The 24827-nt window shown below is 56.4% G+C and carries 16 protein-coding genes; 9 read left to right on the top strand and 7 right to left on the bottom strand.

Annotation, left to right across the window (positions count from 1 at the left end; translation table 11 throughout):
* Positions 1 to 226: 226 nt before the first annotated feature.
* Positions 227 to 1927, top strand: a complete 1701-nt coding sequence (ade, locus tag NF685_RS14130) for an adenine deaminase (protein WP_252850127.1) — start codon at positions 227 to 229, stop codon at positions 1925 to 1927.
* Positions 1928 to 1986: 59 nt separating this feature from the next.
* Here the strand turns inward: ade and NF685_RS14125 are convergent, their stop codons facing one another.
* The 4 genes from NF685_RS14125 to NF685_RS14110 all read right to left on the bottom strand — a co-directional run bounded on the left by NF685_RS14125 (position 1987) and on the right by NF685_RS14110 (position 7014).
* A complete protein-coding gene (locus NF685_RS14125; protein WP_222548078.1) occupies positions 1987 to 3426 on the bottom strand; it encodes a carbohydrate porin in 1440 nt (479 codons plus the stop codon).
* A gap of 251 nt (positions 3427 to 3677) precedes the next feature.
* On the bottom strand, positions 3678 to 4796 hold the full coding sequence (gene nagA, locus NF685_RS14120) for an N-acetylglucosamine-6-phosphate deacetylase (protein ID WP_252850125.1): 1119 nt from the start codon (positions 4794 to 4796) through the stop codon (positions 3678 to 3680).
* A 4-nt stretch (positions 4797 to 4800) separates the two neighbouring features.
* Positions 4801 to 6081 (bottom strand): glucose/galactose MFS transporter, encoded by a 1281-nt coding sequence (gluP, locus tag NF685_RS14115; RefSeq protein ID WP_252850124.1) that lies wholly within the window; start codon positions 6079 to 6081, stop codon positions 4801 to 4803.
* Between the two features lie 54 nt (positions 6082 to 6135).
* The gene (locus NF685_RS14110) at positions 6136 to 7014 is read right to left on the bottom strand and encodes an ROK family protein (protein WP_252850126.1); all 879 of its coding nucleotides are present in this window, start codon (positions 7012 to 7014) and stop codon (positions 6136 to 6138) included.
* A 326-nt stretch (positions 7015 to 7340) separates the two neighbouring features.
* Here NF685_RS14110 and NF685_RS14105 point away from each other — a divergent pair, with 326 nt between their 5' ends.
* The 3 genes from NF685_RS14105 to NF685_RS14095 are packed head-to-tail and all read left to right on the top strand — an operon-like array spanning position 7341 to position 11515.
* Complete coding sequence (locus NF685_RS14105; RefSeq protein ID WP_252850123.1) at positions 7341 to 8477, top strand: ROK family transcriptional regulator; 1137 nt, start codon at positions 7341 to 7343, stop codon at positions 8475 to 8477.
* 56 nt (positions 8478 to 8533) lie between these two features.
* Complete coding sequence (locus NF685_RS14100; protein WP_252850122.1) at positions 8534 to 9298, top strand: copper homeostasis protein CutC; 765 nt, start codon at positions 8534 to 8536, stop codon at positions 9296 to 9298.
* 24 nt (positions 9299 to 9322) lie between these two features.
* Positions 9323 to 11515: a beta-N-acetylhexosaminidase gene (locus tag NF685_RS14095; protein ID WP_252850121.1), complete on the top strand. Its 2193-nt coding sequence runs from the start codon at positions 9323 to 9325 to the stop codon at positions 11513 to 11515.
* Positions 11516 to 11627: 112 nt separating this feature from the next.
* On the opposite strand, the gene nagB is transcribed toward NF685_RS14095, so the two are convergent.
* A complete protein-coding gene (nagB, locus tag NF685_RS14090; RefSeq protein ID WP_252850120.1) occupies positions 11628 to 12395 on the bottom strand; it encodes a glucosamine-6-phosphate deaminase in 768 nt (255 codons plus the stop codon).
* Positions 12396 to 12716: 321 nt separating this feature from the next.
* Between nagB and NF685_RS14085 the strand changes: the two genes are divergently transcribed.
* The 4 genes from NF685_RS14085 to exaC all read left to right on the top strand — a co-directional run bounded on the left by NF685_RS14085 (position 12717) and on the right by exaC (position 19087).
* Positions 12717 to 15209, top strand: coding sequence for a TonB-dependent receptor (locus tag NF685_RS14085; RefSeq protein ID WP_252850119.1), 2493 nt, complete (start codon positions 12717 to 12719; stop codon positions 15207 to 15209).
* A 92-nt stretch (positions 15210 to 15301) separates the two neighbouring features.
* Positions 15302 to 16270: an N-acetylglucosamine kinase gene (locus tag NF685_RS14080; protein WP_252850118.1), complete on the top strand. Its 969-nt coding sequence runs from the start codon at positions 15302 to 15304 to the stop codon at positions 16268 to 16270.
* Positions 16271 to 16364: 94 nt separating this feature from the next.
* The gene (locus tag NF685_RS14075) at positions 16365 to 17150 is read left to right on the top strand and encodes a deaminated glutathione amidase (protein ID WP_252850117.1); all 786 of its coding nucleotides are present in this window, start codon (positions 16365 to 16367) and stop codon (positions 17148 to 17150) included.
* A gap of 431 nt (positions 17151 to 17581) precedes the next feature.
* Positions 17582 to 19087 (top strand): acetaldehyde dehydrogenase ExaC, encoded by a 1506-nt coding sequence (gene exaC, locus NF685_RS14070; protein WP_252850116.1) that lies wholly within the window; start codon positions 17582 to 17584, stop codon positions 19085 to 19087.
* A gap of 109 nt (positions 19088 to 19196) precedes the next feature.
* Here exaC and NF685_RS14065 read toward each other — a convergent pair whose 3' ends face one another.
* Entirely contained in the window at positions 19197 to 21149 is a 1953-nt protein-coding gene (locus tag NF685_RS14065) for a Hint domain-containing protein (protein ID WP_252850115.1), read from the bottom strand.
* A 794-nt stretch (positions 21150 to 21943) separates the two neighbouring features.
* Between NF685_RS14065 and NF685_RS14060 the strand changes: the two genes are divergently transcribed.
* On the top strand, positions 21944 to 22894 hold the full coding sequence (locus NF685_RS14060; protein WP_252850114.1) for a LysR family transcriptional regulator: 951 nt from the start codon (positions 21944 to 21946) through the stop codon (positions 22892 to 22894).
* A gap of 73 nt (positions 22895 to 22967) precedes the next feature.
* On the opposite strand, the gene NF685_RS14055 is transcribed toward NF685_RS14060, so the two are convergent.
* Positions 22968 to 24467 carry a S10 family peptidase gene (locus tag NF685_RS14055; protein ID WP_252850113.1) on the bottom strand — a complete coding sequence of 500 codons (1500 nt, stop codon included), beginning with the start codon at positions 24465 to 24467 and terminating at the stop codon, positions 22968 to 22970.
* Positions 24468 to 24827 lie beyond the last annotated feature (360 nt).

Below are 24827 nucleotides of genomic sequence, written 5' to 3'. Positions count from 1 at the left end.
TCGGGAACTGCTGATCCGTGGGAGCCTGCCGATTATTCCCTGACGTAAATACCGCAAGGTTCCGGATCAGAGCTTTTGTCAACATAACCTGACAGTCAATCTGAGAGCATCACGCTGTGAGAAAAATTGTTGATTCCTTCTCTCAGTCGCTCCGCTGCAATAGATCTATTTCGCAGAATGTGTTGTAACGGTATCTACAATTTGGGTCGGATCAAAAGGTGGGATGATGCGCGGCAACATCGCTGCACAGATAAAGCAGGGAAGCGGCGAGGCGTGTGCCGACCTCGTCATACGCAATGTCAGGCTGTTCGACCTGGTTACCGGTGACTTGTTGCCGACCGATATCGCAATCTGCGGCGACCGCGTTGTAGGTATTCTCGATGCCTATGAAGGAGTAAGTGAGCTCGATGGGCAGGGGCGTATTGCCGTTCCAGGTTTCATTGATACGCATCTGCACGTTGAGTCTTCGCTCATTACGCCATTCGAGTTTGATCGCTGTGTCTTGCCGTACGGCGTGACAACAGCGATCTGTGATCCGCACGAGATGGCGAATGTGCTGGGCGGCGAAGCTTTCGCGTATTTTCTCGAGTGTGCCACGCGCACTGTGATGGATCTGCGCGTCAATCTGTCGAGCTGCGTGCCGGCTACACTGTTCGAAACCTCCGGGGCAGCTCTCGATGCCGATGCTCTCATGCGCTACCGGTCCCATCCCAAAGTGATCGGGCTGGCAGAATTTATGAATTTCCCGGGCGTGCTTTCATGTGAGCCTGATTGTATCGACAAGCTTGTGGCGTTCGCGGGTGAGCATATCGACGGTCACGCGCCACTTTTGCGCGGGCGCAAACTTAACGGCTATCTGTCTGCGGGTATTCTGACTGATCATGAGGCCACGCTGGCTGACGAGGCGCTGGAGAAGATCCGCAAGGGCATTACCATTCTCATCCGCGAAGGGTCAGTTTGCAAGGATCTTTCAGCATTGGCGCCTCTTTTAACACCAGAGACCTCGCAGTTTTTTGCATTCTGCACTGATGACCGCAATCCGCTCGAAATAGCTCATGAAGGCCATATCGACTTCCTCATACGCAAGGCTATCGCGCTTGGCGTCGCCCCGCTTGCGGCCTACCGTGCGGCGTCCCTTTCGGCTGCGCGTGCTTTCGGCTTGCGCGATCGCGGACAGATTGCCCCGGGACAGCGTGCCGATATCGTTCTGCTTGATGACCTCGAAACCTGTCAGGTCGCACAGGTCTTTTCGGCGGGGCGTCTGGTTGACGAGGCGTTGTTTGCAGCGCGTGAGACAATCGACCCGCAGGGATATGGCACGGTACGCCTCGCCGCGCCGATCACTGCCGAAGAGCTGGTTATCGCTGCACCGGGGGAGAGCCGGCCTGTGATCGGTATCGTGCCGGGGCAGATCATAACGGACTTCTTGCGTTTCGATCTGCCCGTGCAGAGTGGGGCAGTGCAGCCAGACCCGGCACGTGATATCGCGAAGATCTGTGTCATCGCGCGGCATGGCAAGAATGACAATATCGGCCGCGGTTTCGTCAAAGGCTTTGGCCTGAACACCGGGGCGCTCGCCTCATCGGTGGGGCATGACAGCCATAATCTTTGTGTCGTCGGGATGAATGACTGCGATATGGCGCTGGCTGTCGCGCGACTGGCCGAGCTCGGTGGTGGCTTCGTGGCGGTCAGGGAGGGACATGTCGTGGCAGAATTGTCCCTGCCGTTGGCCGGACTCATGAGTGACAAACCCTTCGAGGTCGTACGGGCAGATCTGGAGAAACTGCGTGCAGCAGTCGGTGCCATGGGGGGCACGCTGGAGGAGCCCTTCCTGCAACTGGCGTTCCTGCCGCTACCGGTCATTCCACATCTCAAGATCACAGATCTTGGGATGATCGATGTGGATACCATGTCACTAGTCTCTTGAGCGGATAACCAAGAAGCTTGATCAGCGTTGCGCCGACTTGTACCGGCGCAGCTCATTGCTCAGAAATTGGTGGTGAACTGACCGCCGATAACCGCTGCATCGTTGAATGTGGTTGCGGCGCCGGGGTGCTGGAGATACTGGAAATCGAATTGCAGGGCGGTCGCTCTGGCGAGGTGCACGCTGTAGAATGCCTCCCACACCTGTTCCCAGTTCTGTACGCCGTATACATTACCCCACTGATTGGAGACGAAGGGAAGCCCGAGCGCCACGGAGGATTCCTGCTGGAGGCGTACGGAGCGACTCATGTTCATGCGCTGGAACATGACGCCAATCTGGTCGAGCGGCCTGTGCCATGGCGTGCCGCTTTGCAGCAGACCGATCCATTCATGATCGCGCATGGCCACCACATTGCCCTGGGCATAACCGACACCACCGATCACGATCAGGCCGTCCGATAGGCCCTTGCCGCTGCGCATCAGCATCTGATCGAACATGAACCAGCTGGACCACATGCCGGATTGACGTCGCGCAGCAAGTCCACTTGCCTGATAGGAGCCGCCATAGCGATCCTCATAGAGATGCGGGTAACGCGAATTGTCGTAATAGAAGCCGATCTTGTAATGGCCCAGCAGTTTGTCTTTGCCGAAAGCCGGATCCCAACCCGTTTCGAATTGCGAGCTCAGCTTGCCCAGCCCATCCTGGGCAAGCGCCCAGCCGGAAATGCCGCCATTGAACGCATGGGGGCTGACTGCAAAAAGTCCGCCCATGATATAGGTGCGTTCTGTCGGTCTGATGCGCAGAACCGCACCAATATTGGCTGAGGGCCAGTCTCGTCCGCCCGGAGAATATTTGCCCGGAGCGAAATTGCCGCACACGCTGACATTCATGAAGTTACAGGCAAGTGGATCGAAGTCGAAAAACGTGCCCGTTGGGATCACACCAGCCGAGAGAATGACCCGGTCGTTCAGAAAGGTCTTGTCGGCATACATCGAAACAAGATGGGCAACCACATTGCCGCGCGCACCGTATATCTGTTCCGGGTTCGATACGTAGTCGCCCAGCGAGTAGCTGATATTGCGTCCGTGACCGTTCACCACCAGAAGATGTGTCCAGAAACCCTTGATTCCGGCGAGTTTCTGCCAGTCTATATCGAGTTCCGCGGCCACCTGTCCGGCGAGAATATTGTCGCGTGTGCGACCGCCCGTCACGTTGCCCATATATTCTTCATTCAGGGCAATGTTGAGAAAGATGCCGCGGTCTTGCATCCAGCTCTGTGCGCCGCCCCAGTCGCCGAAAAGATGCGGATTTCCATACAGCGAGGGAACGAGAGGGCCGATCGGAACCGCGCCTTGTCCGGCAATCGGAAAGCCGGCAGCGGTGTAGTTGGAGGTCTGGAGTGTCTTGGAAGTCTGTGCCCGGGCGGACGAGAGTGTCTTTCCACCTGTTGCAAGCCCCAGGGTCAAAGCAAAAGCGAGTGCGATCCGGCGACCTGATCGCATTCGTTTCGCGGAACCCTGAAGCGACTGTGCGGGAGAGGTGGGCCGGGTATGAGGGGGTGTATCTGCTCTGCTCATTGCTTTTAACTAGACCATATTGGCTGCCACCTGAACCCGGTAGCAAGAATGGACAACGCATTAACAGAAAGACACAAAGGAACAATACCACATCATCATACAAAAACTCGTGTGATGTTGTTGCGGTTTTGTGATATGATTGATCTCTTGATGCAGTGCTCAGGCGCCCCCCAGGCTCAGGCGGCGCTGTAGCGGCGTTCTCCGCCGATCCACACTTCGCGGATATGAAGATCGCGATCCAGAACGATCATGTCGGCAAGCTTGCCGATATCGAGCGTGCCGCGATCGTGCAGGCCGAGATAGCCCGCAGGATTACCGCTCACGAGACGGCTGGCCTGCGTCAGCGCGCTTCCATGCGCCACCGCATTGCGCAATGCCTGATCGAGTGTCAGCACACTGCCTGCGAGCGACCCATTGGGCAGGCGCACCACCCCGTCGCGGATCAGGACATCCTGACCGCCGAGAGAACTTGGCCCATCAGGCTGACCCGCACCGCGCATGGCGTCGGTAACGAAAAGCAGGCGATCTCCCATTACCTTCGATGCCAGGGTGAAACTGGCGGGATGAACGTGATGCGTGTCGAAAATCATCTCGGCATAGCTTGCATCGTGGCACATCAGCGCCGTGACAGGCCCCGGATTGCGCCCTTCAACGGGTAGCATGGCGTTGAACAGATGCGTGCCCCCCGGCACACCGCCTGACGTGCAGATGCGACAGAGCGCATTGAAAGTCGTTTCGTAATCGGCAACCGTATGTCCAATACTGACGCGTACTCCCGCCGCGGCAAGACGGGCCATGGCAGTCTCGGCGTGGTCGATTTCGGGTGCGAGCGTGACGACGCGCACGCAGCCGACAGCCAGCACGTCGTCGAGCTTGTCCGGTGTCGGTGCAATGGTAAAGGGAGGCTGAGCGCCGAGCTTGTGAGGGCTGACGAAAGGTCCTTCCAGATGGACACCGTGGATGCGCGGCCCCTGATCGTCGGGATGACGCATGACCTCGGCAACGGCATGAAGGGTCTGCATCACATCGCCCCAGGGGCGTGTGATCGTGGTGGGAAGGATCGTTGTCGTTCCGTGGCGCATATGAAAGCGCGAGAGCTTTCGTATGGCTTCAACGCCATCCATGGTGTCGGCATTATCGCCTCCATGGACATGACCGTCGATAAAGCCGGGCAGGATGAAACAGTCATCGCGCACCGTATTGGCCTCTATCGCCTCGATATGGGTATCGAAACGGATCGATCCGGGGAGGATGCGATCATGCAGGACGATACGGCCGCTCAGCGTTTCGGTCATGCGTTTATTCTCCGTTTTTCAGGCCGACGCGTCCATAGCGGTGGGCATAGGCGAGGATCACAAGATAGGCCGGGATGACGATGAGGGCGAACATGCCCTGAAAGCCGAAAACCGGTTTGAGCCAGACATAGAACTGCGGCACGATGGCGCCACCGCTATAGGACATCACCATGACCGCCGATGCCATGGCGGTCATGTGTCCGGCGCCGCGTATGGCAATCGGAAAAAGCGTTGGCATGATCATGGCATTGGTGACGCCGAGCAGGGCCACACAAAAGACCGATGTATAGCCTTGGGTAAGTACCGCAAAGACGGTCAGAACACACCCCGCGGCGCAGGAAATCTGCACGTAACGCTCCTGACGGATAAAGCGCGGTACAATTATAAAGCCCATGATGTAGCCGATGAGCATGCCGGTCAGGGTCAGTGCCGTGAAGAATTTCGTCTGATCCAACGGTAGACCGAAACTTTGCCCGTAGGTACCGATGGCATCGCCCGCCATGACCTCAATACCGACATAGAGAAACATGGCGACGAAGCCGAAGACGAGATGTGGTTTGAGGAAACCGCTTTTTGCGCCGTCACCCGAGACGATCGGAGGGGCCTCCAGGTTCGGCATGGGAGCCAGAGCAACCACACAGGCAATCAGAACGAGTATGCCCGCCATACTGAGATAGGGGAGATAAAGCGCCTGAACGAAATTGTTCAGCAGGGCTTCGCGTATGGCGGGAGCGGTTGCGGACTGGGCTTTTTCGGCAACTTCACCGATATTGCGCATGACCAGCAGGCCCAGGACGATCGGTGCGAGAATGCCCGCGGTCTTGTTGCAGATCCCCATGATCGAAATACGTTGCGCAGCGCGGTCGGGCGGCCCGAGGAGGCTGACGAGCGGATTGATGACCACCTGCATCAGCGAGATGCCGGCGCCAAGAATCAGCAGTCCAGTCAAGGCGCCGGGATAGATGCGCCACGCGACGAATTGACCGAAGGTTGCGACCCCAAGGGCGGAAACCAGAACCGAGAGCGTAAGACCGGCTTTGAGCCCCAGTCGCTGGGCGATCAGCGAGGTCGGAATGGAGAACAGGAAGAAGGAGAAATAAAACGCAAGCGGAATGAAAAAGGCGCTGAACTCGCTGAGCGAGAAGGCGACGCGCACGAATGAGATGAGCGGGCCGTTCAGCCAGGTGACGAATCCCATGGCGAAGAAAATGAGCGCGGCGACGGCTAGGGCACTATAGCCATAGGAACCGACGAGCCTGTCCTGATTTGGTGGAACCTTGATCATTTTAGGGTATCCTGCCCCTGAAAGGGTGTTTATTCAGAATATAAACTATGCGGATTATAAGTAAGATGCTCCGATCAGACCAGCATCATTTCCAAGTTTCGTTTTCACGATAATCGGAGATGTGCTGTGACGCAGGATCCTGTCTCTTACATTCCTGTCCAGCTCATCGATCAATGATGTTACGGTACTCATTCCTCCGCCTACAGGAACACAGCCTGCGCCGGTAATATTGATGATGCAGGCAAGGGCATCTGACAGAATGGCGATATAACGTCGCATCGTTTCGCTGACAGTCCGATCGCCCGCGGTCCAGCGTGCGATAATATCGAGACTGGTTGCCGTTTCTGCCGTGACATGACGATGCAGATGTTCGAGCCCCCGTGCACCGCCAATGGTATCGATGCATCCTGTCCGACCGCAACCGCATGGCAGATAGGGATAGTCGCTATCGCCCGCCCGCAGGAAAGGGCCGTGCCCCCATTCGCCGATCAATCCCTCGGGGCCCGTTGCCAGCTGACCGTCGAGCACGAGACCGCCACCGACGCCTGTACCAAGAATAATACCGAAAACGACCTGGCTATCTTGTCCCGCCCCGATCCTGCTTTCGGCAACGGTAAAACAGTCGGCATCGTTGGCGATGCGTACCTCTTTGCCCAGATGCTCAGTCAGAATCGATGCCAGAGGAAGCCCGTCGAGACAGGGAATGTTCGCGGCGTGACAGCAACCTGTTTCCGGGTCCTGCAATCCGGCGAGAGAGATGTGAAACGCGGGTATGGCCTCATCCATCGACAGGACGAGATCGGTCAGAGTGGAGACGAACTCCCTGGCCGATGTAACCGGCGTGGGAACGGAATGCCTGTGGGTGACTGTCTTTCGGGAATCGATTCTGGCCAGACGCATATTCGTGCCACCGATATCGGCGCAAAGAAGCATGGATGACAAACTTTGCATCTCCATTGATAAGATTTGGCATCTTGATAATTATAATAGTGGAAAGATGAATGGCCGGCGTAACGATTTCGCGTCGTTTTCAGAATTGATGATAACGCGAGAGACTTATTATCGATAATTTACTCTTTTATCGGACTAATACTGCGCCAATTCCGGCGTGCGCTTATGGACATGCCTATTCCTGTTTCGCTATCATGGAAACTGACTCCTGAGCCAGATTGCCTTTGAAGTGTCGAAGGCAACTATCTGTTCGGACTCCGATTGAGATTGTAGAAGTATCCTTCTTAATTTAGCAAATGAAATAAACGATGTTTTCGACCGGTCATCATCGCATTCTGAGTGTCCTGAGCCGATCCGGCCCGCAAAGTCGCACGGATCTTGCGCGTGTCCTTAATCTCAGCAAGGCAAGCGTGACAGCACTCGTGCGTGAACTGATCGAGCGTAACATTCTGGATGAGCGCGAGAGAGTGTTCGGGTTCGGGCGTCCGGCCATCATGCTCGGGCTGCGGCAGGATGCTGCGAGTTTTATCGGTATTTCCCTCCAGGCCGATCCGGCTGAAGTGGTCCTGACGGATCCTCACGGGCGCGTGCATGCGCGCATGGACTTTCCGCTTGTGACAGACGTGACGCGATGTCTCGAAGCGATGGCCGATGCCGTGCGGCAGATATCGACCTGCGCTCCGCCCGATATCGGGACGATTTCAGGGATCGGCGTCGTGATTGCCGGTATCGTATCTTCCGACAGTCAGACCTGCCTCGCTTCTGCAACACTTGGCTGGCACGATGTCGATATCGGTCGGCGACTGTCTGCTCTGACCGGTCTGCCGGTTTTTGTCGAAAACGATGCCAACGCCTTGATCATTGCCGAGCAGCTTTTCGGCACTTCCGGCGATTTGCAGGATTTTAGTCTCGTCTTCGTCAGTGAGGGTATAGGGGGTGCTCATATCGTCAACGGGCGCCTGCATCGCGGCCGCCACGGCGGGGCAGGCGAAATGTCGCATGCCCCCATCGCCATCGACGGTGAGGCGCTGCCCTGTCGCTGCGGGAACAGGGGATGCCTCGAAACGGTCGCGGCCCTGCCTGCCATTCTGGGGGCTGCGCGAAAAGCGGGGCTGCCCGGCGACATCGCCAGCCTAGATACGCTGGCGACGGACGGCAATCCAGAGGCGCTGACCATTCTGCACAAGGCAGGTACAGCGCTTGGTGTTGCGCTGTCGCAGGTCATTCAGTTCGTCGATCCTGCGCGCATCATCGTCAAGCTTGACCCGCATCTCGTCGAAAGTGTTTTTGCACGCGCCCTGCGTCAGTCTGTCGAGGCGCATGTGCTGCGACGCGACAGCTACGATACGGAGCTTATGCTCTGTGCGCTTTACCCGGTTGATTTCGCGACAGGGGCTGCAAGTCTCGCTGCCCAGCATTTCCTCTTTGGCAATACCACGCTCTAGGGCATCTTTCTTTCCTGCCCGATCGTGCCGGACGGAAGAGGAGCGCTTTTTTGATCATGCCTGTACCGGTTCCGGTTCCTGATGCATCGGATAACCGCACCGGTCTCGAAATCTGTGTCGATACGAGCGCAGGATTAGCCGCTGCCCAGCTTGACTGCGTCAATCGCATCGAGCTCTGCGCGGCATTGGGTCTGGGAGGTATCACGCCGTCAGGCGGATTTATCGATCAGGCAAGACTGTCCCGTATTCCCGTTTTTGTCATGATCAGGCCGCGTGCTGGCAATTTCATTTTCTCGCCTGCGGAAGAGGCGCAGATGATGCGCGATATCGCGCTGGTGCGACAGGCGGGGCTGTCCGGGGTCGTTCTAGGGGCCGCGAATGCTTCAGGGGGGCTCGATGACTCCCTGCTCGCGCGTCTCTCAAGGGCCTGTGGTCCCCTGAGACGTCAGCTTCATCGGGTCATCGATATGGTCAGTGACCCGTTTCATGCGCTCGATCAGGCGATCGATCTGGGGTTCGAGCGTGTGTTGACCTCAGGGCAGGCTATTCGGGCGATCGATGGTGTCGCATGTCTTGCCAGACTTGTCGATCATGCGCTCGGTCGTATCGATATTATGGCCGGAAGTGGCATCAACCCGGGCAATGTGGGTCAGATCATGCATGTTGCGGGAATAAAATCCGTCCATGCCTCTTGCCGCAAGTTTGTGGGAGTGCAGGATAAAAAACTGGATCATTTCGGATTCGCAGCATTAAATGCCGAGACATCCGCGGCGGAGATCATCCGGTTGCATGAAGCGATAGGCTCTGCGACCCAGGCATGACCTGCCCTGAAAGAGGAAACATCGATGTTCTGTCCAAAACGGGTCGTTCGCTCGGGCGTGGCGTTGGGCGCACTGCTCTTTCTTTCCGCGACTATGCCGCAAGGTCATGCGTCGACTCTGACGCCTGTATTCATGCCCCAGCCTGCGCAGGTGCAAATGAGCGGGCAGGTGCTGACATTGGCAAGTCTGCCGAAAATCGTCTGGTCAACGCCGCCATCGCCTCTTCTGAAAAAGGCGGCAGCGCGGTTCGAGGCGCGGCTAGGGGCGATCGGTGTTCGTTCTGGCACGGATGATGCGCAATTGCTGACGATACGCGTGGGCAGGGATCCTGCCTATCTGACGGTCGATGCGCGCGAAGCCTATGAACTGACAGTGTCACCGAAAGGAATCATGCTCTCGGCCGATGGGCCGGCTGGGGTGATCCATGGCCTTGCCACGCTTTTGCAGATGATCGACACGCGCGGTGCGACTCCCGTTCTGGAGCAGGGACATATTATCGATGCACCGCGTTTCAAATGGCGCGGTCTCATGCTCGATGTCTCGCGTCATTTCCAGTCGGTCGAGACGATCGAGCGTCAGCTCGACGCCATGGAACTGACGAAGCTCAATGTCCTGCACTGGCATCTGAGCGATGGCACGGGATTTCGCGTCGAAAGTAAAAAGCTGCCACTCTTGCAGAAGCTTGGCGGTCATAGCCGCTATTATACGCAGGACGATATTCGTAAAATCATCGCCTATGCAGGGGATCGCGGTATTCGCATCGTGCCGGAATTCGATGTTCCCGGCCATACACTGGCGATCCTGACCGCTTATCCCGACCTTGCAGCACAAAAGCCGGTCACAACGCGTAAGGACTGGGCACAGGATTGCCTGGTGGCCTCCAGCAACGGAGAGACCACAACGCATTGTACGAGACACCCCGACCTCAATATTCCAGCCATGGACCCGACCAGTCCGAAGGTTCTGGCCTTCGCCAGAGTGCTTTTTTCAGAAATGGCAGCTCTTTTTCCCGATCGCTATTTTCATACGGGTGGCGATGAGGTGGTATCGAGCCAGTGGAACGATAACCCGGAAATCGCTGCGTATATGAAGGCCCATGGTTATGCCGATGCGCCGGCCATGCAGGCTGCCTTTACGGCAGAAATCGAGAAACTGCTCGCTGCCGATGGCAAGATCATGATGGGATGGGACGAAGTCAGCGAGGCGCCCATTCCGAAAAACGTGGTGGTGGAAGCCTGGCGTGGGTCGAAATGGGTCGGCTCCGCGACGAAAAAGGGCCATCCGGTCGTCGTGTCGGCAGGCTATTATCTCGATCTCCTTAATCCCTCTGCCACCCATTATGCCGTCGATCCATTCGATACGCGCGCCGATGGTCTTGCCCCAACGCCTTCGGGGCAAACGCAGCGCCCGATCGACAATGCCTTTATGCGCGATCCGAACGCGGCGCCGCTTGACGATAGCCAGAAGAAACTGGTGCTGGGGGGCGAGGCGCCGCTCTGGACAGAGATCGTATCGGACGAAATGGTGGATTCACGCCTGTGGCCGCGTTCTGCCGCGCTGGCCGAGCGTTACTGGTCGCCCCAGTCGGTGACCGATATTCAGGCGCTCAGGCAACGTCTTCCTGCCATGCTGGCTCAGCTGGAGACGTTCGGACTGGAAGCGACAACGCATCAGGAACGAATGATCGCACGACTTACGCCTGAAAATGTCGTGCCGCTGACCCAGCTCGTGGCCATAACGGTGCCTGTACGTAATTATGCCTTGAACCGTCTGGCAAAAAGCGAAGGCGACGCAATTCTGGATACACCCGCCGCCATCGCTGCCCCCGACAGTTTTGAAGCCAACGCATTCAATGACATGGCCGCGCGTTACGCGGCCGGAGACAGGAGCCTTGCGGCGGCACTTCGGGATAAGCTGATGCGCTATGCCGGTAACGATCTGGCTTTCCAGGCGCTTTCCGGTCATGCAGCAATCGATGAGATCAAACCCGTATCTGCGCAGATTGCGGTATTGTCGCGTCTTGGACTGGACTGCCTTTCAGGTGGCGCGCGCAACGGGGCATGGCATGAAAAGGCGCAGGGTCTTCTTGCAGCGCAGGATGCAGCCTATGCGGCGAGTGCCGATCATGTGGCGTCGAACCGCGACACGCAGCCGCCGGGTGGCCTGCTGATAGCGATCGTTCCAGGCATCAAGGCACTGGTCGCGACCGTAAAATAAGACAGCCCCCTTAAGAAAGCGTTGGAGCTTTCTTAAGGGGGATACCTCTTTTCCCGAACCCCGTCCGGCATCGTCTGCCTCCTCTCAGCTGTAGAGGAAGCAACGGGCCGGTTCAATGCGATCCGAAATCTGCCTTCTTTCTCGTTTCCTCACTCAGCAGGGCGGCGCTGGCCTTGTCCAGGATCACCGTGCAGTTGTTGTGCAGTCGAATGGCCGAGGCGCTGACCTCTGGAGAGATTTCACCCTCAAGGGCCTTTGCCACGATAGCTGCCTTTGCCGATCCGAGGGCCAGAAGCAGCAATCCACGCGCTTCGAGAATGGTGCCGACCCCCATCGTCAGCGCGCGATCGGGTACCTTGGAGGGATCGTTGCCGAACATTCCGGCATTCTGTTCGCGCGTTCTGGCATTGAGTGTCACGCAGCGTGTACGGCTGTCGAATGGCGAGGGCGGTTCGTTGAAGCCGATATGACCCGTATCGCCAATGCCGAGAAGCTGAAGATCGATACCCCCGGCGCGCTTGATCGCGTCTTCATAGGCTGCGCACTCTCCGGCAAGATCGGCGGCTGAACCGTCGGGAAGATGTGTTGCGCCCTTTTCAATATTGACGTGGAGAAACAGAAGGTCGTTCATGTAATAGTGGTAGGAGTTTCGGTTTTCCGGCGAAAGACCGACATATTCGTCCAGATTGAATGTTGTTGTTCTGGAGAAGTCGAGTCCCTGCTTTTCGTGAAGGCGCACCAGATCGCTATAGACCCCTTCCATTGTTCTGCCTGTTGCAAGACCGAGGACCGGAGAACTGACCGAAGAAATCAGACTGGCAATTTCGCCTGCAGCGAGTCGCATGGCAGAATGCGTGTCGGGCATGATGATAAGGCGCATGGTCGGGCATGGTCCTGTGTGATGTGGCGTAAGAAACGCCCTTAACGGAAGCAATTTCCAATCATCTATGAACTTCCCCTTAGTTTATCGAGATAAATTAAACAGGTTTCGGGAAAGAGACACGAAAACTTGACGAGGTAAGGCCAAAAGCTCATCGGAAGGTAAAATTTCACAGACTCGCTTAATTTTATCAATAAACAATTGCGGAAGTAAAATTGGCCATCTAACGTTTTCGAATGAGCCGGAACGATACGGAAAGATAACAATAACCTCCGCTTCGATCTGCCGTACCAACCATGAGTTTATTTCCAGGGGTCGAGCATGCGCCAGATACGACGTGATCTCTTTCTTTTCTGTTCCGCCATCGCAATAAACACGACGGCGTGTTGTTCATCTGCCTTCGCTGCTTCACCCTCGCCTGGCGACAATAATGCGAAGCCGAAAGCCGGTTTTGCCGGCGCTGCGTCCTCTCACATTGCAACGGGGGGCGGGCAGAAGTCTCATCGCCGGGCAAGTGCAACCGAAGGATCTGTGCTCGGCCCCAATCTGCAGGCAGAAGAAATCTCGGTCAGGTCGAGTGGACGCCACGCCGATGGAACGACCAACACCACACCGGGTGGAGGGCTGATGCCGAAGCAGACGGCGCCCCGATCTCAAAGCGGTGTAACGCGTGATTTCATCGCCAAGCAGGCTCCGACAGGCAATATCTCATCCATGATCGCCAATCTGCCCGGCGTGGTTTATGCCAATCAGAGCCCGCTTGCGACGGCGGGTGACAATATTACCATGCGCGGCATGAACCAGAGCCAGATCGGATATCTGTTCGAAGGGGCTCCGCTCGCCGATCCGATCAATTACGAGCCATATACGGCCATGCTCGTCGATACGGAAAATCTGGGATCGGTAACCGTATCGCAGGGCTCACCCGATCTCAACGCCCCGACATTCAATGCAGTGGGCGGCCAGATCTCGGCAAGCGCACTTAATCCGTCTCACAAATATGGCGGTTTCATCAATCTGATGGGCGGCAACAAAAGTGCGAACAAGGAGTTTCTGAGGCTCGACACCGGCGATATCGGCAAAACCGGCATTCGCGGTTTCGTCTCTCTCTCTCACCAGTCCAATAATAACTGGCGTGGTCCTGGTAGCCTGAAGCGTTATCACGTCGATGCTAAATTCGTGAAGGAGTGGGGTGACGATAACTCGATCAGTGCCATTTTCGGGTTCAACAAGCAGGAGCAGACACCGTTTCGCTCCCCCACAGCTGCACAGTGGAAGCAGTGGGGTGAGGGGCTGAGCTATAGCAATCACTACACGCCGGGCGATGCAAATTACTACAAGCTTCAGCTCAGTAATCTGAACTCGGAAGATGTCGTCGTGCCGATGCATTTTACGCTCGCACGCAGCCTCAAGCTGAGCGTGACACCCTATTTTGTTCACCAGTTCGGCCCTGCCGTGGGAGGCGAGAATATCCCTGCTTCAGGAGGAACATTCGGAACGCAGGTTTACGGCAATCTGAACCAGCCCTATGTGACCAATGGTAAGATCACGACAGTCGCCGTCGATCCCTGGAACCAGAAAGTCGGAGCGATCAACACGTCACTTGACTGGACATCGGGTCATAACACGCTCTCGGGTGGGTACTGGTATTCCTACGCGACGCATGAAGAGCACTCGACCTTCGCCACCGTCGATTTTTCAGGCAAGGCAGCGAATTCCTACGGTGCCTATGGCATCAGGGTGCCGGGCGGCGAACTGCTGAGCGGTTATAACCTCAATTTCATGCAGCAGATCAACGCGCTTTATATCGCCGATACCCTCAAGCTGCTCGATAACAGGCTGACGCTGAGCGCCGGGTTCCGCACGGTCATGGTGTCGCGTCAGGGCACAAACGATGTTCCCGGTGCCGATCCCTACAAGACGGTGCGCAATTACTTCGCGCCACTGCCTCAGGTGGCCATCAGCTATGCGCTGACGTCGAAAGACCAGATCTACATCAACGGAACGACGTCCTTTCGTGCACCGGCCTCGGTTCAGGCCTATAGCCAGATATTCGACCCCAACTCGGTCGGGGCGACCTCTCAGCCCGGCAATCTGAAAGGGGAATACGGCATTGGAGAAGAAATCGGCTATCGCCATAACGGCACGCTGTTCCATGTGCAGGTTTCTGCCTTCAACATGAATCTGACCAATCATCAGGTCAGTTCCACCTCGTATATCCCGGGTACGAACACACTCGTATCCATGCCGATCAATGTGGGGGGCGAAACCATACGAGGCATACAGGGTGAGTTCGGCCTCAAGCCATGGCATCATTTCAGCCCCTATGTTTCGGCGCAATATCTTCACGCGACAACCGATAACAACCTTCCCGTTTCCGCCACCAATGCAGCCGGCCAGTCGGTGATCGACTATCTGCCGACTGCGGGTAAAACCATGGTCGCAACCCCCCATGTCACGGCATCGGTCGGTCTTGCCTATGATGATAACAAACAGTTTTTCGGCAATTTCAGCCTGCGCTATATCAGTGCGCAGTATTCCACCTTCATGAACGATCAGCGTATGCCGGGCTATGTCGTTTCCGACATCACGCTCGGGTACAGATTGCCTCATGTGGCGCATCTCAGCGGCCCGAAAATCCAGCTCAATCTGGTGAATATCGGCAATAACCTTTACCGCTCGGCGCCCGCAAGTTTCGTGACAAGTGCGCAGTCACGTACCGGAATTTACGGCAACCAGACCAAGGCGGGTGCTCCGATCTATCTTGTCGGCGGCAATTTTGCAGCACTGGTTTCGCTCTCCACCGGGTTCTGACGCCCGAAACCGGCAGGCGGGGCGGGCTTGACTCATACTCTGCGCCCGGGGAAGGTCCGGGCGCGTTTCAATGGCTCAGAGACGGGACCAAGGTGCAGAACAACGATATTGTTGCCGTCGATGGCGGCGGCACGAAAACACTTCTCCTGCGCGTCCGACCGGATGCCACGATTGCCGATATACGCAAGGCAGGGGGCTCCAACCCGTTCGACGTGCCCGACTGGCGCAATGTCGTGACAACGCTGCTCGAAGGGCAACAGCCTTATATCCGTGCAGCGGCGTTCGGCATGGCAGGGTTCGGGGAAAGCGGACGTCTGAGCCGGGACCTTGCGCAGACACTGGGCGAAGCATGTGGCGCGCCGCATATCATCCATAATGACGTCGATATGGCCCGCCGCGGCGCTTTTCTGAACGGCCCCGGCATATTGCTGCTTTCGGGCACGGGGTCGATGGCCTGGGGGCAGGACGAGCAGGGGCGCACGGCGCGTGTTGGCGGCTGGGGCAGCTTGTTCGGCGATGAGGGAAGTGCCTACTGGATAGGCCGTCAGGCGCTGTCTCTTCTCACGCAGATTCTGGATGGCCGTGCGCAGGATGAAAAGGCCCCGGATGGCAGCGGTTTTGTGCAGGGATTCGCCGCGCTTCAGGGCTGGTCGGGGGATGAGGCCGGTTGCGGAGCCGCCTTGCAGGAATGGTATGCCGGTCTCGATGAGGCGCGTCCTGCGGTGGCTGCACTTGCCGCAGGTGTCGGGCAGCTTGCCGAACAGGGCTGTGCACAGGCGTATTCCATTTTCGAGCGCGCTGCCGAGCAGCTCGCCCGTCATGTTCAGGCCCTGCGCGGGCGTCTTTCCGACCCGCAACTTGTCTGGAGCTACGCAGGCGGCACGATGCGTAGTGCGCTGTTGCGCCAGAAACTGACCGAAAAATGCGGCCCGCCGCAGATACCGGGCCTGCCGCCCATAGGTGGCGCCGTGCTCGTTGCCGCCAGACTTGCCGGATGGACGACCGACGCGCGCTTTGTCGCAACCTTATCCCGTGAACTCGGGGATGCTGGTCTGAGCTGAAACTCCAGAGCGCAAAAAATGCGCTACCGGAACGGTATGGCTACGAGGGAGCGATCGCTTTAGGGTGATGTTCTTCCAACCTGCGAGGAACACCATGCGCGTCGCTCTGGGGCAATTTGCTGTCACGGCATTCTGGGCCGAAAACCTTGCAACTTCGTGCACGATGATCCGGGCAGCGCGAGAGGGCGGCGCTGCCCTTCTGGTGTTGCCAGAAGGTATTGCGGCACGCGACCCCTCCGATCCGGATCATATCCTGCACACGGCGCAGGCGCTGGATGGCCCGTTTATCACCGGGCTTTGCGAAGCTGCACAGGGTATAACCGTCGCCTGTTGCATCAATGTGCCCGACGGCGAAGGACGTTTTTTCAACACGCTGGTGGTCGTTCGAAATGGTGCAATCATTGCGTCCTATCGCAAGCTCCATCTGTACGATGCGTTCGCCATGCAGGAATCCCGACTGATCGCGCCGGGACAGGATTTGCCCCCTGTGATCGAGATCGACGGCGTAAAAACCGGTTTCATGACATGCTACGACGTGCGCTTTCCGGAAGTGGCGCGTCATCTTGCTCTTGCCGGTGCCGAATGTATCGTCGTGCCAGCGGCGTGGCTTCGAGGGCCGGGCAAGGAGCGCCATTGGGAACTCATGCTGGCAGCCCGTGCGCTGGAAAATACATGCTATGTGCTCGGTGCCGGTGAGTGCGGAAGCCAGAATATCGGCAATAGCATGATAGTCGATCCGCTCGGCGTGGTCATAAGCGCCCAGGGTGCCAAGCCAGGTGTGATTTTCGGCTCGATTGATCGTGCTCATCTGCAGGAAACAAGACGGATCCTGCCTGTGCTTGAAAACAGGCGCTTCGAGGCTCCCGTTCTCAGGCGTTGACCATCGAGGACGGGTCAAGCCTGCGCCGGCAGTGCTCTGCCAGTCGCCTGGTATGAGCGTCCTGCAACGGCAACAGCCTAAGGAAGCGCATGGGGGCTCATGGTGCTCAGCGGGAAGGGCGCTTGTGTTCTGCACGATCCCATCTCGTCCTGCGTGAGTGTTACTACGCGGGCAGATCATGACCTCCGCTCACCGCGTAGCGTTGCTATCGAGGTGGCGATACGGATGACATATCTGAACAGACTCTGGTCACGAAGCGGTGACCTCTCGCGAGGGTGAGTAATCGTTCAGGTAATTTCGTGTTTATCTCATGGGTAACGTTAAATAGATCAGTATTTCTGTTCTGTATAACGATCTTGCTGGTTAGGGCGATGCAGGGAGAGGGCCATCTTGTGGCGTTGTCTCTGTCGCCCAAGGGAAAGGTCGATCCTATGTCAGGCAAAAAGGCAGCCCCTCCGTTTCGTGAGCGCTATGGCAATTTCATTGGTGGTCAATGGCGCGAGCCGATTGCCGGGAAATATGTCGACAACCATTCGCCGGTCGATGGGCGTGTGCTGTGTCAGGTTCCGCATTCCACGCCTGCGGATATCGACATGGCGCTCGACGCTGCCGAGAGTGCACGCGAAAGCTGGGGCAAGACCTCGGTGGCAGACCGCGCTCTGCTTCTGCTCAGGGCAGCGGACCGCATGGAGGCCAATCTCGACCTGATTGCGCGTGCCGAGACCTGGGACAACGGCAAGCCGATACGTGAGACGCTGAACGCCGATATTCCGCTTGCCATCGATCATTTCCGCTATTTTGCAGGCTGCATACGCGCGCAGGAAGGCAGCATTGGCGAGATCAATGACAGCACGGTTGCCTACCACTTCCACGAGCCGCTGGGTGTCGTGGCACAGATCATTCCCTGGAATTTCCCGATCCTGATGGCGGCGTGGAAACTTGCGCCTGCACTGGCCGCCGGGAACTGTGTTGTCATGAAACCTGCCCAGACCACGCCCGCAAGTATTCTGGTGGTGATGGATATTATCGGCGATCTTTTCCCTCCGGGGACGATCAATATCGTCAACGGAAGCGGGCGCGATGTGGGGGATTACCTCGCCAAAAGCCCGCGTATTGCCAAGGTGGCTTTCACGGGCTCGACCGGGGTGGGCAAGACCATTGCCCATGCCGCAGCAGAAAGCCTCATTCCGGCCACGCTGGAACTGGGCGGCAAATCGCCCAACGTGTTCTTTGCCGATGTGATGGACAAGGATGATGGTTATCTGGACAAGGCCATAGAAGGCTTTGCCATGTTCGCGCTCAATCAGGGACAGATCTGCTCCTGCCCGAGCCGCGCGCTGGTGCAGGAAGCGATTTTCGAGCGCTTCATGGAAAAGGTGCTTCCGCGTGTGCGTGCCATCAAACAGGGCGATCCGCTCGACCCGGCAACCATGATGGGCGCACAGAATTCACGCACGCAGCAGGACAAGATCCTCTCCTATATCCAGATCGGCAAGGAAGAGGGGGCCGAACTCCTGACGGGCGGCGAGGCAGCAAAACTCGGCGGTGTGCTGGATGACGGGTTTTACATCGAGCCGACCGTTTTTCGCGGCAACAACAAGATGCGTATTTTCCAGGAGGAGATTTTCGGCCCCGTTCTGGCGGTAACGACCTTCAAAACGGAAGAAGAAGCGCTGGCGATTGCCAATGACACCGAATTCGGTCTCGGCGCTGGCGTGTGGAGCCGTGATGCCAATATCTGCTACCGTATGGGGCGTGGCATTCAGGCCGGGCGTGTCTGGGTCAATTGCTACCACGCCTATCCGGCCCATGCGGCTTTCGGTGGCTACAAGAAATCGGGCATCGGTCGCGAGACGCATAAAATGCTGCTCGACCACTACCAGCAAACAAAGAACCTGCTGGTCAGCTACAGTGAGACGAAGCTCGGTTTCTTCTGAGTCTTGTTGCCAGGGGAACTGTTTGTGCAATCGGGAAGGTGCCGCGGCAGGTGGCACCTTCCTTGAGCAAGTGCGTGGGAAACTAGAAGAAAGGGGTAAGCCCTCTCATTTAATGCGTATATGACTTGGAAGCCTGCCTGGCCCCATTGGGAGCTGCCGAGACAAAGATGACAAGCGGTTCGTCGCTATCTGCTTCCCGGAGTGGAATGAGAGCCTTGTCCCTGGTCCAGCGCTGAGTTGGAGATTCAATACCATGCCAGCCATTTTGGGCTCCGGTGATACTGTTTGGATCGATGTCGAAGCTTGTTTTTGAAGTGAACACCTTGATCCCTCCAACCAGTAATCCGAGTTCACGCCGATCATCCACAAATGGGCCGATCCTGTCGCAGGGCCTATGTGTGTTCGTGCGAAGGAAAATATCCTGTCCCTTCGGCTCGACCATAAAGACATAGCCCTCGCTGCCCTTACGAAGATAGCGCACTTTCCCACCATCCTGCACTTCGAGGAAGATATCGTCCTCCGGCAGGGACCATGCTTCGGGAGCAGGAATGTGGTTTGCGTGCGCCGCCAGTCTGAGCCAGACAGGCTCCACAAATTCACGGCTTGTTTGCAAGGGGGCTGCGGCATCATGCGCCCATGAGCGTACCTTGCGCTGCGAGGGAGTTTTGTCTGGTGCCCAGACCTGTAGCCCGAAAATTACCCGATTCCCTGTATCCAGATAGCTTTCGCTCACCGCACCGTTGGCGAAGATCAGTCCGTGCGTTTCAAGTTCAAAGTGGTGGTATTCGTAGAATAAGAGTGTATCTTCATAAGTAATTGAGTGGTCGTTAACCAGCATACGTGCAGGGATCAGTGCTCCATCGAGGTAGAGGCAATGTTCTGAAGTGACGACGAGGTCTTCTGATGGCAAATTACCACCCAGTGCGCCAGCATGAATGCGCACGGGGTGCCCAGCCAGATCTTTATGGCGTGTGTTGCGCGTCGAACAAAAACCGGACCCCGTCCAGATGATTTTTTCGGCAACGACCACGCCCTCGCGTAAGACGAGCACCTCATCGCCCGGTTTAAGAGCTTCGACCGGCTTATCTCCCTGCGGTGTGGCGATAAGCGTGCCGGGTAGGTAACAGACTTCCGGCACGGGTGTGCCGTATTTGAGTTCGTCGAGCCATAGATCGTTAGATCCGTAACCGGCAGACTGTAAATTATTTGAGCTGGTCGTACTCTTTGTGACCAGGGTAAGTGCATCAGTGCTTGCTGCCGGTATATAAGTCCAGTGTCCGCCGCTTCCCGGTTGGTTTTGCGTGAAAATCCAGAGTTGACCCTTCTCATCAGTGAAAGCGAGGGTACCCGCACCGATCGACATTCCTGACCCTCCCTGTATCGGGAATGTCCTGACAATCTTTCCTGTCACCGGGCCTTCGCCATCGGGAATGTAGGTGAAGCTCCGATTTAGATAATCGACATAGAGCGTGCCCTTGGGGCCATCATTTAGCGCGCCGCTTTGGCGTGTCCCATTCAGTTGTGTAGGGCCGCCACTGAGATAGCCTGTCCATTTCATGATATGGACAGGGGGTGGCTGTACGGCGTATTTTTGTTCGATGTACCAGAGATCGGATGAAGCCGTTCCAGAAACCTGAGTGGCTCCCCCTGTTGCGCTAGGAATTACGACGAGTAGAGCGCCGCCACTGGCGGCGTAGTAAGTCCATCGGGTGTTTGTGACAGGAGCATTTTGGGACAGAATCCAGAGTTTTCCATTGCCGTCGGTAAAGGCAAGTGTCCCACCGCCGAGAGAAGTATCTCCTACACTCGCGAGAGAGAAGGTTTTATCGATTGTGCCTTTCGTGAGGGTGCCATCAGCAGCCTCATAGGTGAAGCTTTTATCGTCGTAATTAACGGTCAATTTTCCCTTGTCGCCGCTAGAGAAACGACCGGAGGTCGTACCACCGCTTGCGAGGTCTGCGGCGCCAGCAGAAAGGTAGCCTTCCCAGATACCAATATTATTAGTCGTTGCGTCTGCGCTCGCTGCGTCGGCAGCTGACTTCTGAACTGTATCGGTCTGCATGATATCTTGCGTCTCCAGAAACCCGGGCACAACGCATTGATCGCATAATATAGAAAATAGATACCGCTCGCAGTGTATGAGTAATACAGAGCTATGTGGTATTGTGTATTGGTGTATCTATATTACTGATTTGCTGCGATGGCGTGCATCTTATTATTCGTTAGAGAGCTTTCGTCAGCCTTCGTTTGCATGACGTTAACTCAATATTTGTCATCTGATCGAAAATCTCAACGCAAGAAACCGAATTCTTGTTTAAGGGTATTAACCGAAAGTTGGTCCCCGTATATTGAACTTGTTGTAGAAATACTTAGCAACGAAGCGATGGTTAATGGCCATGTGCAATCATTGACAAAAAAGACGTTCTTATCCTTTGAGCGGTCTATGTTGAGTATTGACTATCTGTTTCCGAATTTGAGGCGCTTATTGATGAAATGCGCGAAATATCCGGGAAGCTGGAGGATATTTGGTGTGTTTCGTCCAATTGCTTGACGTCGAGAGCGGCAGGTTTTGCCTCTTGTGCTTCCGATTGGTTGGAGCAGCGCTGAAGCGAAGAAAGCCCAGTTTGTGTTGCAGTCACGGGCTCGTGATCTGCGTTAATGGCATGTCTGGAATGCGCTGGGCGATGTCTGTTTCCGGGTGAGGCATCGTGACGCAGGGCGCGAGCAGTTTCGCGAAACGAGTCAACGGTCTGTCAGAGGGTTCGCAACATATTGGCGGGACGGAGAACGGCTACTGGCCTTCACGCTCCTGATTTTGGTCGATGCATCGAGGATGCAAAACAAAGGAAGTTCGGCGTGAAAAGTCTTAATGAGCAGGTCATAAGGAAGATCAAGCTCAGATATCTGCATTTTATTGATGTTATTTGCGAAACGCACTCACTCGTGAGTGCTGCAGCCAGGCTGAATGTAACACCTGCGGCACTATCCAAATCATGTCTGGAGATCGAGCGTATTCTTGGTGTGCAGCTTTTTGTCCGTTCTCATCATGGTATGGAACCGACTGAGATCTGTTTGCGCATTGTGGAATCAAGTCGCTCAATCGGTCACGAACTGGATAAGCTTGTAAGAACGGTAAACGAATACAAGGGTATTGAAGTGGGGCCGCTCACAATCGGCTTACAGGCTATGGGGCTGGAGACGAGGGTTATGGAAGGTATTTCGGCTGTTAAGCGAAATGACCCTCAACGTGTTATTCGCGTAATTCACCGGGAAAGAAGTCTTCTCATCGACATGCTTAATCGGCGTGAACTGGATATGATTTTTATCGATTCATTCCAGGTGGATAGGCAAAGTCATATTTCTTTCTTTCCCATGCTACAGGCAGGCTGCATTGCGGTGTCGCAACATGGTGCAAGAACCGTGAGAGAAATTGTAGAGGAGTGGCCCTCTTACCAAAATGATCTTTGGATTCTGCCATTCAGGGGTATGGCAATACGCGATAGATTTGATGCCGTACTCTATTCACGCAATCTGACTCCCCCGCCGAATCTTATCGAGTATAACTCTGCCTCAGGTGTGAAAGAGCTTTTTCTTGCGAGCGGGGGCTGGGGTATTATTCCAACCTATGCGCTTTCAGGCGCGACCGACCATATCGGAAACATGAACGTGAGTGACTATGAAACGATGGAGGAGATGAGACTGGAAAGTGGTCTCGCCTGGCTGGGTGCTTTTCCGCAAAAAACATATGTCGAGGATGCTATCGCCGTGTTCAAACAGATGGGAGGAACGGAAACGCCAGTCACGTAAGGCGAACATGGCTTTTGCGATTTTTGTAAAAGCCATGTTCGTAAAAGCCGGCTGCCTATTGCGCCCGGATTTTTTACTTCGATGTATCGTTATAAAAAGCCGAAACATCGCGCGTCAGCGCGGCGCGGCTTGCCGGGCGGGTATAGAGCATATGCCCGCCTTCGTAGAGATGCAGCGAAATACGATCGGCACCGACCGGGATGTGATCCTTGGTCCAGCGCGTGGTGCCGAACGGGCAGGCCATATCGAAATAGCCATTGGCGATGAAGATATGCAGGCTTGGGTCGAGCGCCAGCATCTTGCGCAGAATGCCGACCTGATCGGTCAGTTGCGAGCCGGAGCTGGTGAATTTCCAGGCGCCGTTCACTTCCATGTTCAGCAGATCGTATGTGAGGTCGGTCTTGTAGCCGAGCTCATTGGCCAGATAGCCGCTATAGGCATTGCCATAGGCACGACCGAAACCGGACAAGGTCAGTTCCGGGCTCTGACTGTTGTCGATGCCATCGGCATACGGATCAGGGATCGACTGGGTGAAGTCGTAAATGCCGTACAGGCGGCCATCGCGGCTGCGCACATCATGCGCAAACGGGTTGGGCTCGCCCATTTCCTTGGTAATGACATCCACCGGCAGGCCGGTGCGGGCGGCGAGATCTGTGTAGAATTTCTTAGCGTCATCCCCCTTGGGCGGGGCATTGGCAATGGTGCTCAGATACGGCCCGAGCGCATAGTGATAGGCTTCATCCACCGCCTGTGGCGTCAGCTTGCCGGTTTGCGACAGATGCGAGGCGATGAAGGTGGGCAGCGCCATGGCCGAGGCCATCGGGTTGTTCGTGTTGTCCAGAAACTGCATCTGGATGGCAGGTGAGATCATCACGATACCATTGACGATAAGGTTCTGCTGCTGCTGCAACGCATCGGCCACCTGTGCCGAGCGGATGCCGCCATAGCTCTCGCCCACCAGATAATGCGGCGAAGCCTGACGCCCGTTTTCACCAATCCAGAGCGCAATAGCCTTGGCGAAAGCCTCGCCATCCTTGGTCACGCTATAGAATTCGTCGGCCGCCTTTTTCGGGTCGGTCGGCTGCGAATAGCCCGTGCCCACGGCATCGATGAACACCATGTCGGTGGCGGGCAGCCAGCTATCCGGGTTGTCGGCCAGATGGGCGCGCGCGCCATCTTCCGGATGATCTGCCGGGAACTGCAGGACGCGCGGGCCCGCCGCACCAAGATTCAAATAGGCCGTGCCTGCGCCGGGTCCACCATTGAAGAAGAACGATACCGGGCGCGTCTGGGTATTCGCCCCGTCCTTCGTATAGGCCACGTAGAAGACCTTGGCGGAGGGTTTACCCTCCTTGTCACGTAGCGTGACCGTGCCCGCATGGGCGGTATAGGCAATGCTCTGGCCGCCTGCGGTCAGATGATGCTTGGTGATGGAATCCGCAGGCAGCAGCACCGCCAATCCCTCCTTAGGCGCCTCACTCTTGGCGGGCTCAGCCGCGTGAGCAGCGGGGAGGAGGGTCAGGGCGAAGCAGGCCGAAGCCAGCAACGCCGCAACAAGAGTCTTGCGCGACATGCAAAGTCCTTTCGAGTTTGGAACAGTATAACAATCTCGGAAGGGGGTGCAATGTGGGAGGATCAGGGCGCCGACCTGAAACCCGCCAAAGGGCCGTCGCCCTTTGGAAATGCTTAAATGGCGACTTAGCATCACAAGGACTTATCTTTGTTTTAGCCCCCCAGAGGTGATGATCGCTAGAGAGTGGGTGACAACACTATTGCTTAACGTCGAGGAACGAATAGATCCGCATTCCAAGGCAACAGAGGTATCGATACAGGCTTCCTCTAAGAGCCTGTTTGGAAAGTTGGAGCGGATGTGATTCAAGCTCTGGATGTGGACACCAGAGCAGAGGGCCCGAATGGCCGGGATTGCCCGCAA

Source organism: Asaia lannensis NBRC 102526 (genome assembly GCF_024054035.1).
GTDB classification, from domain to species: domain Bacteria; phylum Pseudomonadota; class Alphaproteobacteria; order Acetobacterales; family Acetobacteraceae; genus Asaia; species Asaia lannensis.
The sequence above is the reverse complement of the archived record's forward strand: the minus strand, read 5'-3'. Positions and strand labels throughout refer to the sequence as shown.

Excerpts from the sequence above, each read along its gene's own strand:
- nagA (WP_252850125.1), bottom strand. The coding sequence starts at position 4,796 with ATGACCGAAACGCTGAGCGGCCGTATCGTCCTGCATGATCGCATCCTC.
- NF685_RS14065 (WP_252850115.1), bottom strand. The coding sequence starts at position 21,149 with ATGCAGACCGATACAGTTCAGAAGTCAGCTGCCGACGCAGCGAGCGCA.
- NF685_RS14105 (WP_252850123.1), top strand. The coding sequence starts at position 7,341 with ATGTTTTCGACCGGTCATCATCGCATTCTGAGTGTCCTGAGCCGATCC.
- ade (WP_252850127.1), top strand. The coding sequence starts at position 227 with ATGCGCGGCAACATCGCTGCACAGATAAAGCAGGGAAGCGGCGAGGCG.
- NF685_RS14110 (WP_252850126.1), bottom strand. The coding sequence starts at position 7,014 with ATGCTTCTTTGCGCCGATATCGGTGGCACGAATATGCGTCTGGCCAGA.
- nagB (WP_252850120.1), bottom strand. The coding sequence starts at position 12,395 with ATGCGCCTTATCATCATGCCCGACACGCATTCTGCCATGCGACTCGCT.
- NF685_RS14125 (WP_222548078.1), bottom strand. The coding sequence starts at position 3,426 with ATGCGATCAGGTCGCCGGATCGCACTCGCTTTTGCTTTGACCCTGGGG.
- NF685_RS14075 (WP_252850117.1), top strand. The coding sequence starts at position 16,365 with ATGCGCGTCGCTCTGGGGCAATTTGCTGTCACGGCATTCTGGGCCGAA.
- exaC (WP_252850116.1), top strand. The coding sequence starts at position 17,582 with ATGTCAGGCAAAAAGGCAGCCCCTCCGTTTCGTGAGCGCTATGGCAAT.
- gluP (WP_252850124.1), bottom strand. The coding sequence starts at position 6,081 with ATGATCAAGGTTCCACCAAATCAGGACAGGCTCGTCGGTTCCTATGGC.
- NF685_RS14100 (WP_252850122.1), top strand. The coding sequence starts at position 8,534 with ATGCCTGTACCGGTTCCGGTTCCTGATGCATCGGATAACCGCACCGGT.
- NF685_RS14095 (WP_252850121.1), top strand. The coding sequence starts at position 9,323 with ATGTTCTGTCCAAAACGGGTCGTTCGCTCGGGCGTGGCGTTGGGCGCA.
- NF685_RS14085 (WP_252850119.1), top strand. The coding sequence starts at position 12,717 with ATGCGCCAGATACGACGTGATCTCTTTCTTTTCTGTTCCGCCATCGCA.
- NF685_RS14055 (WP_252850113.1), bottom strand. The coding sequence starts at position 24,467 with ATGTCGCGCAAGACTCTTGTTGCGGCGTTGCTGGCTTCGGCCTGCTTC.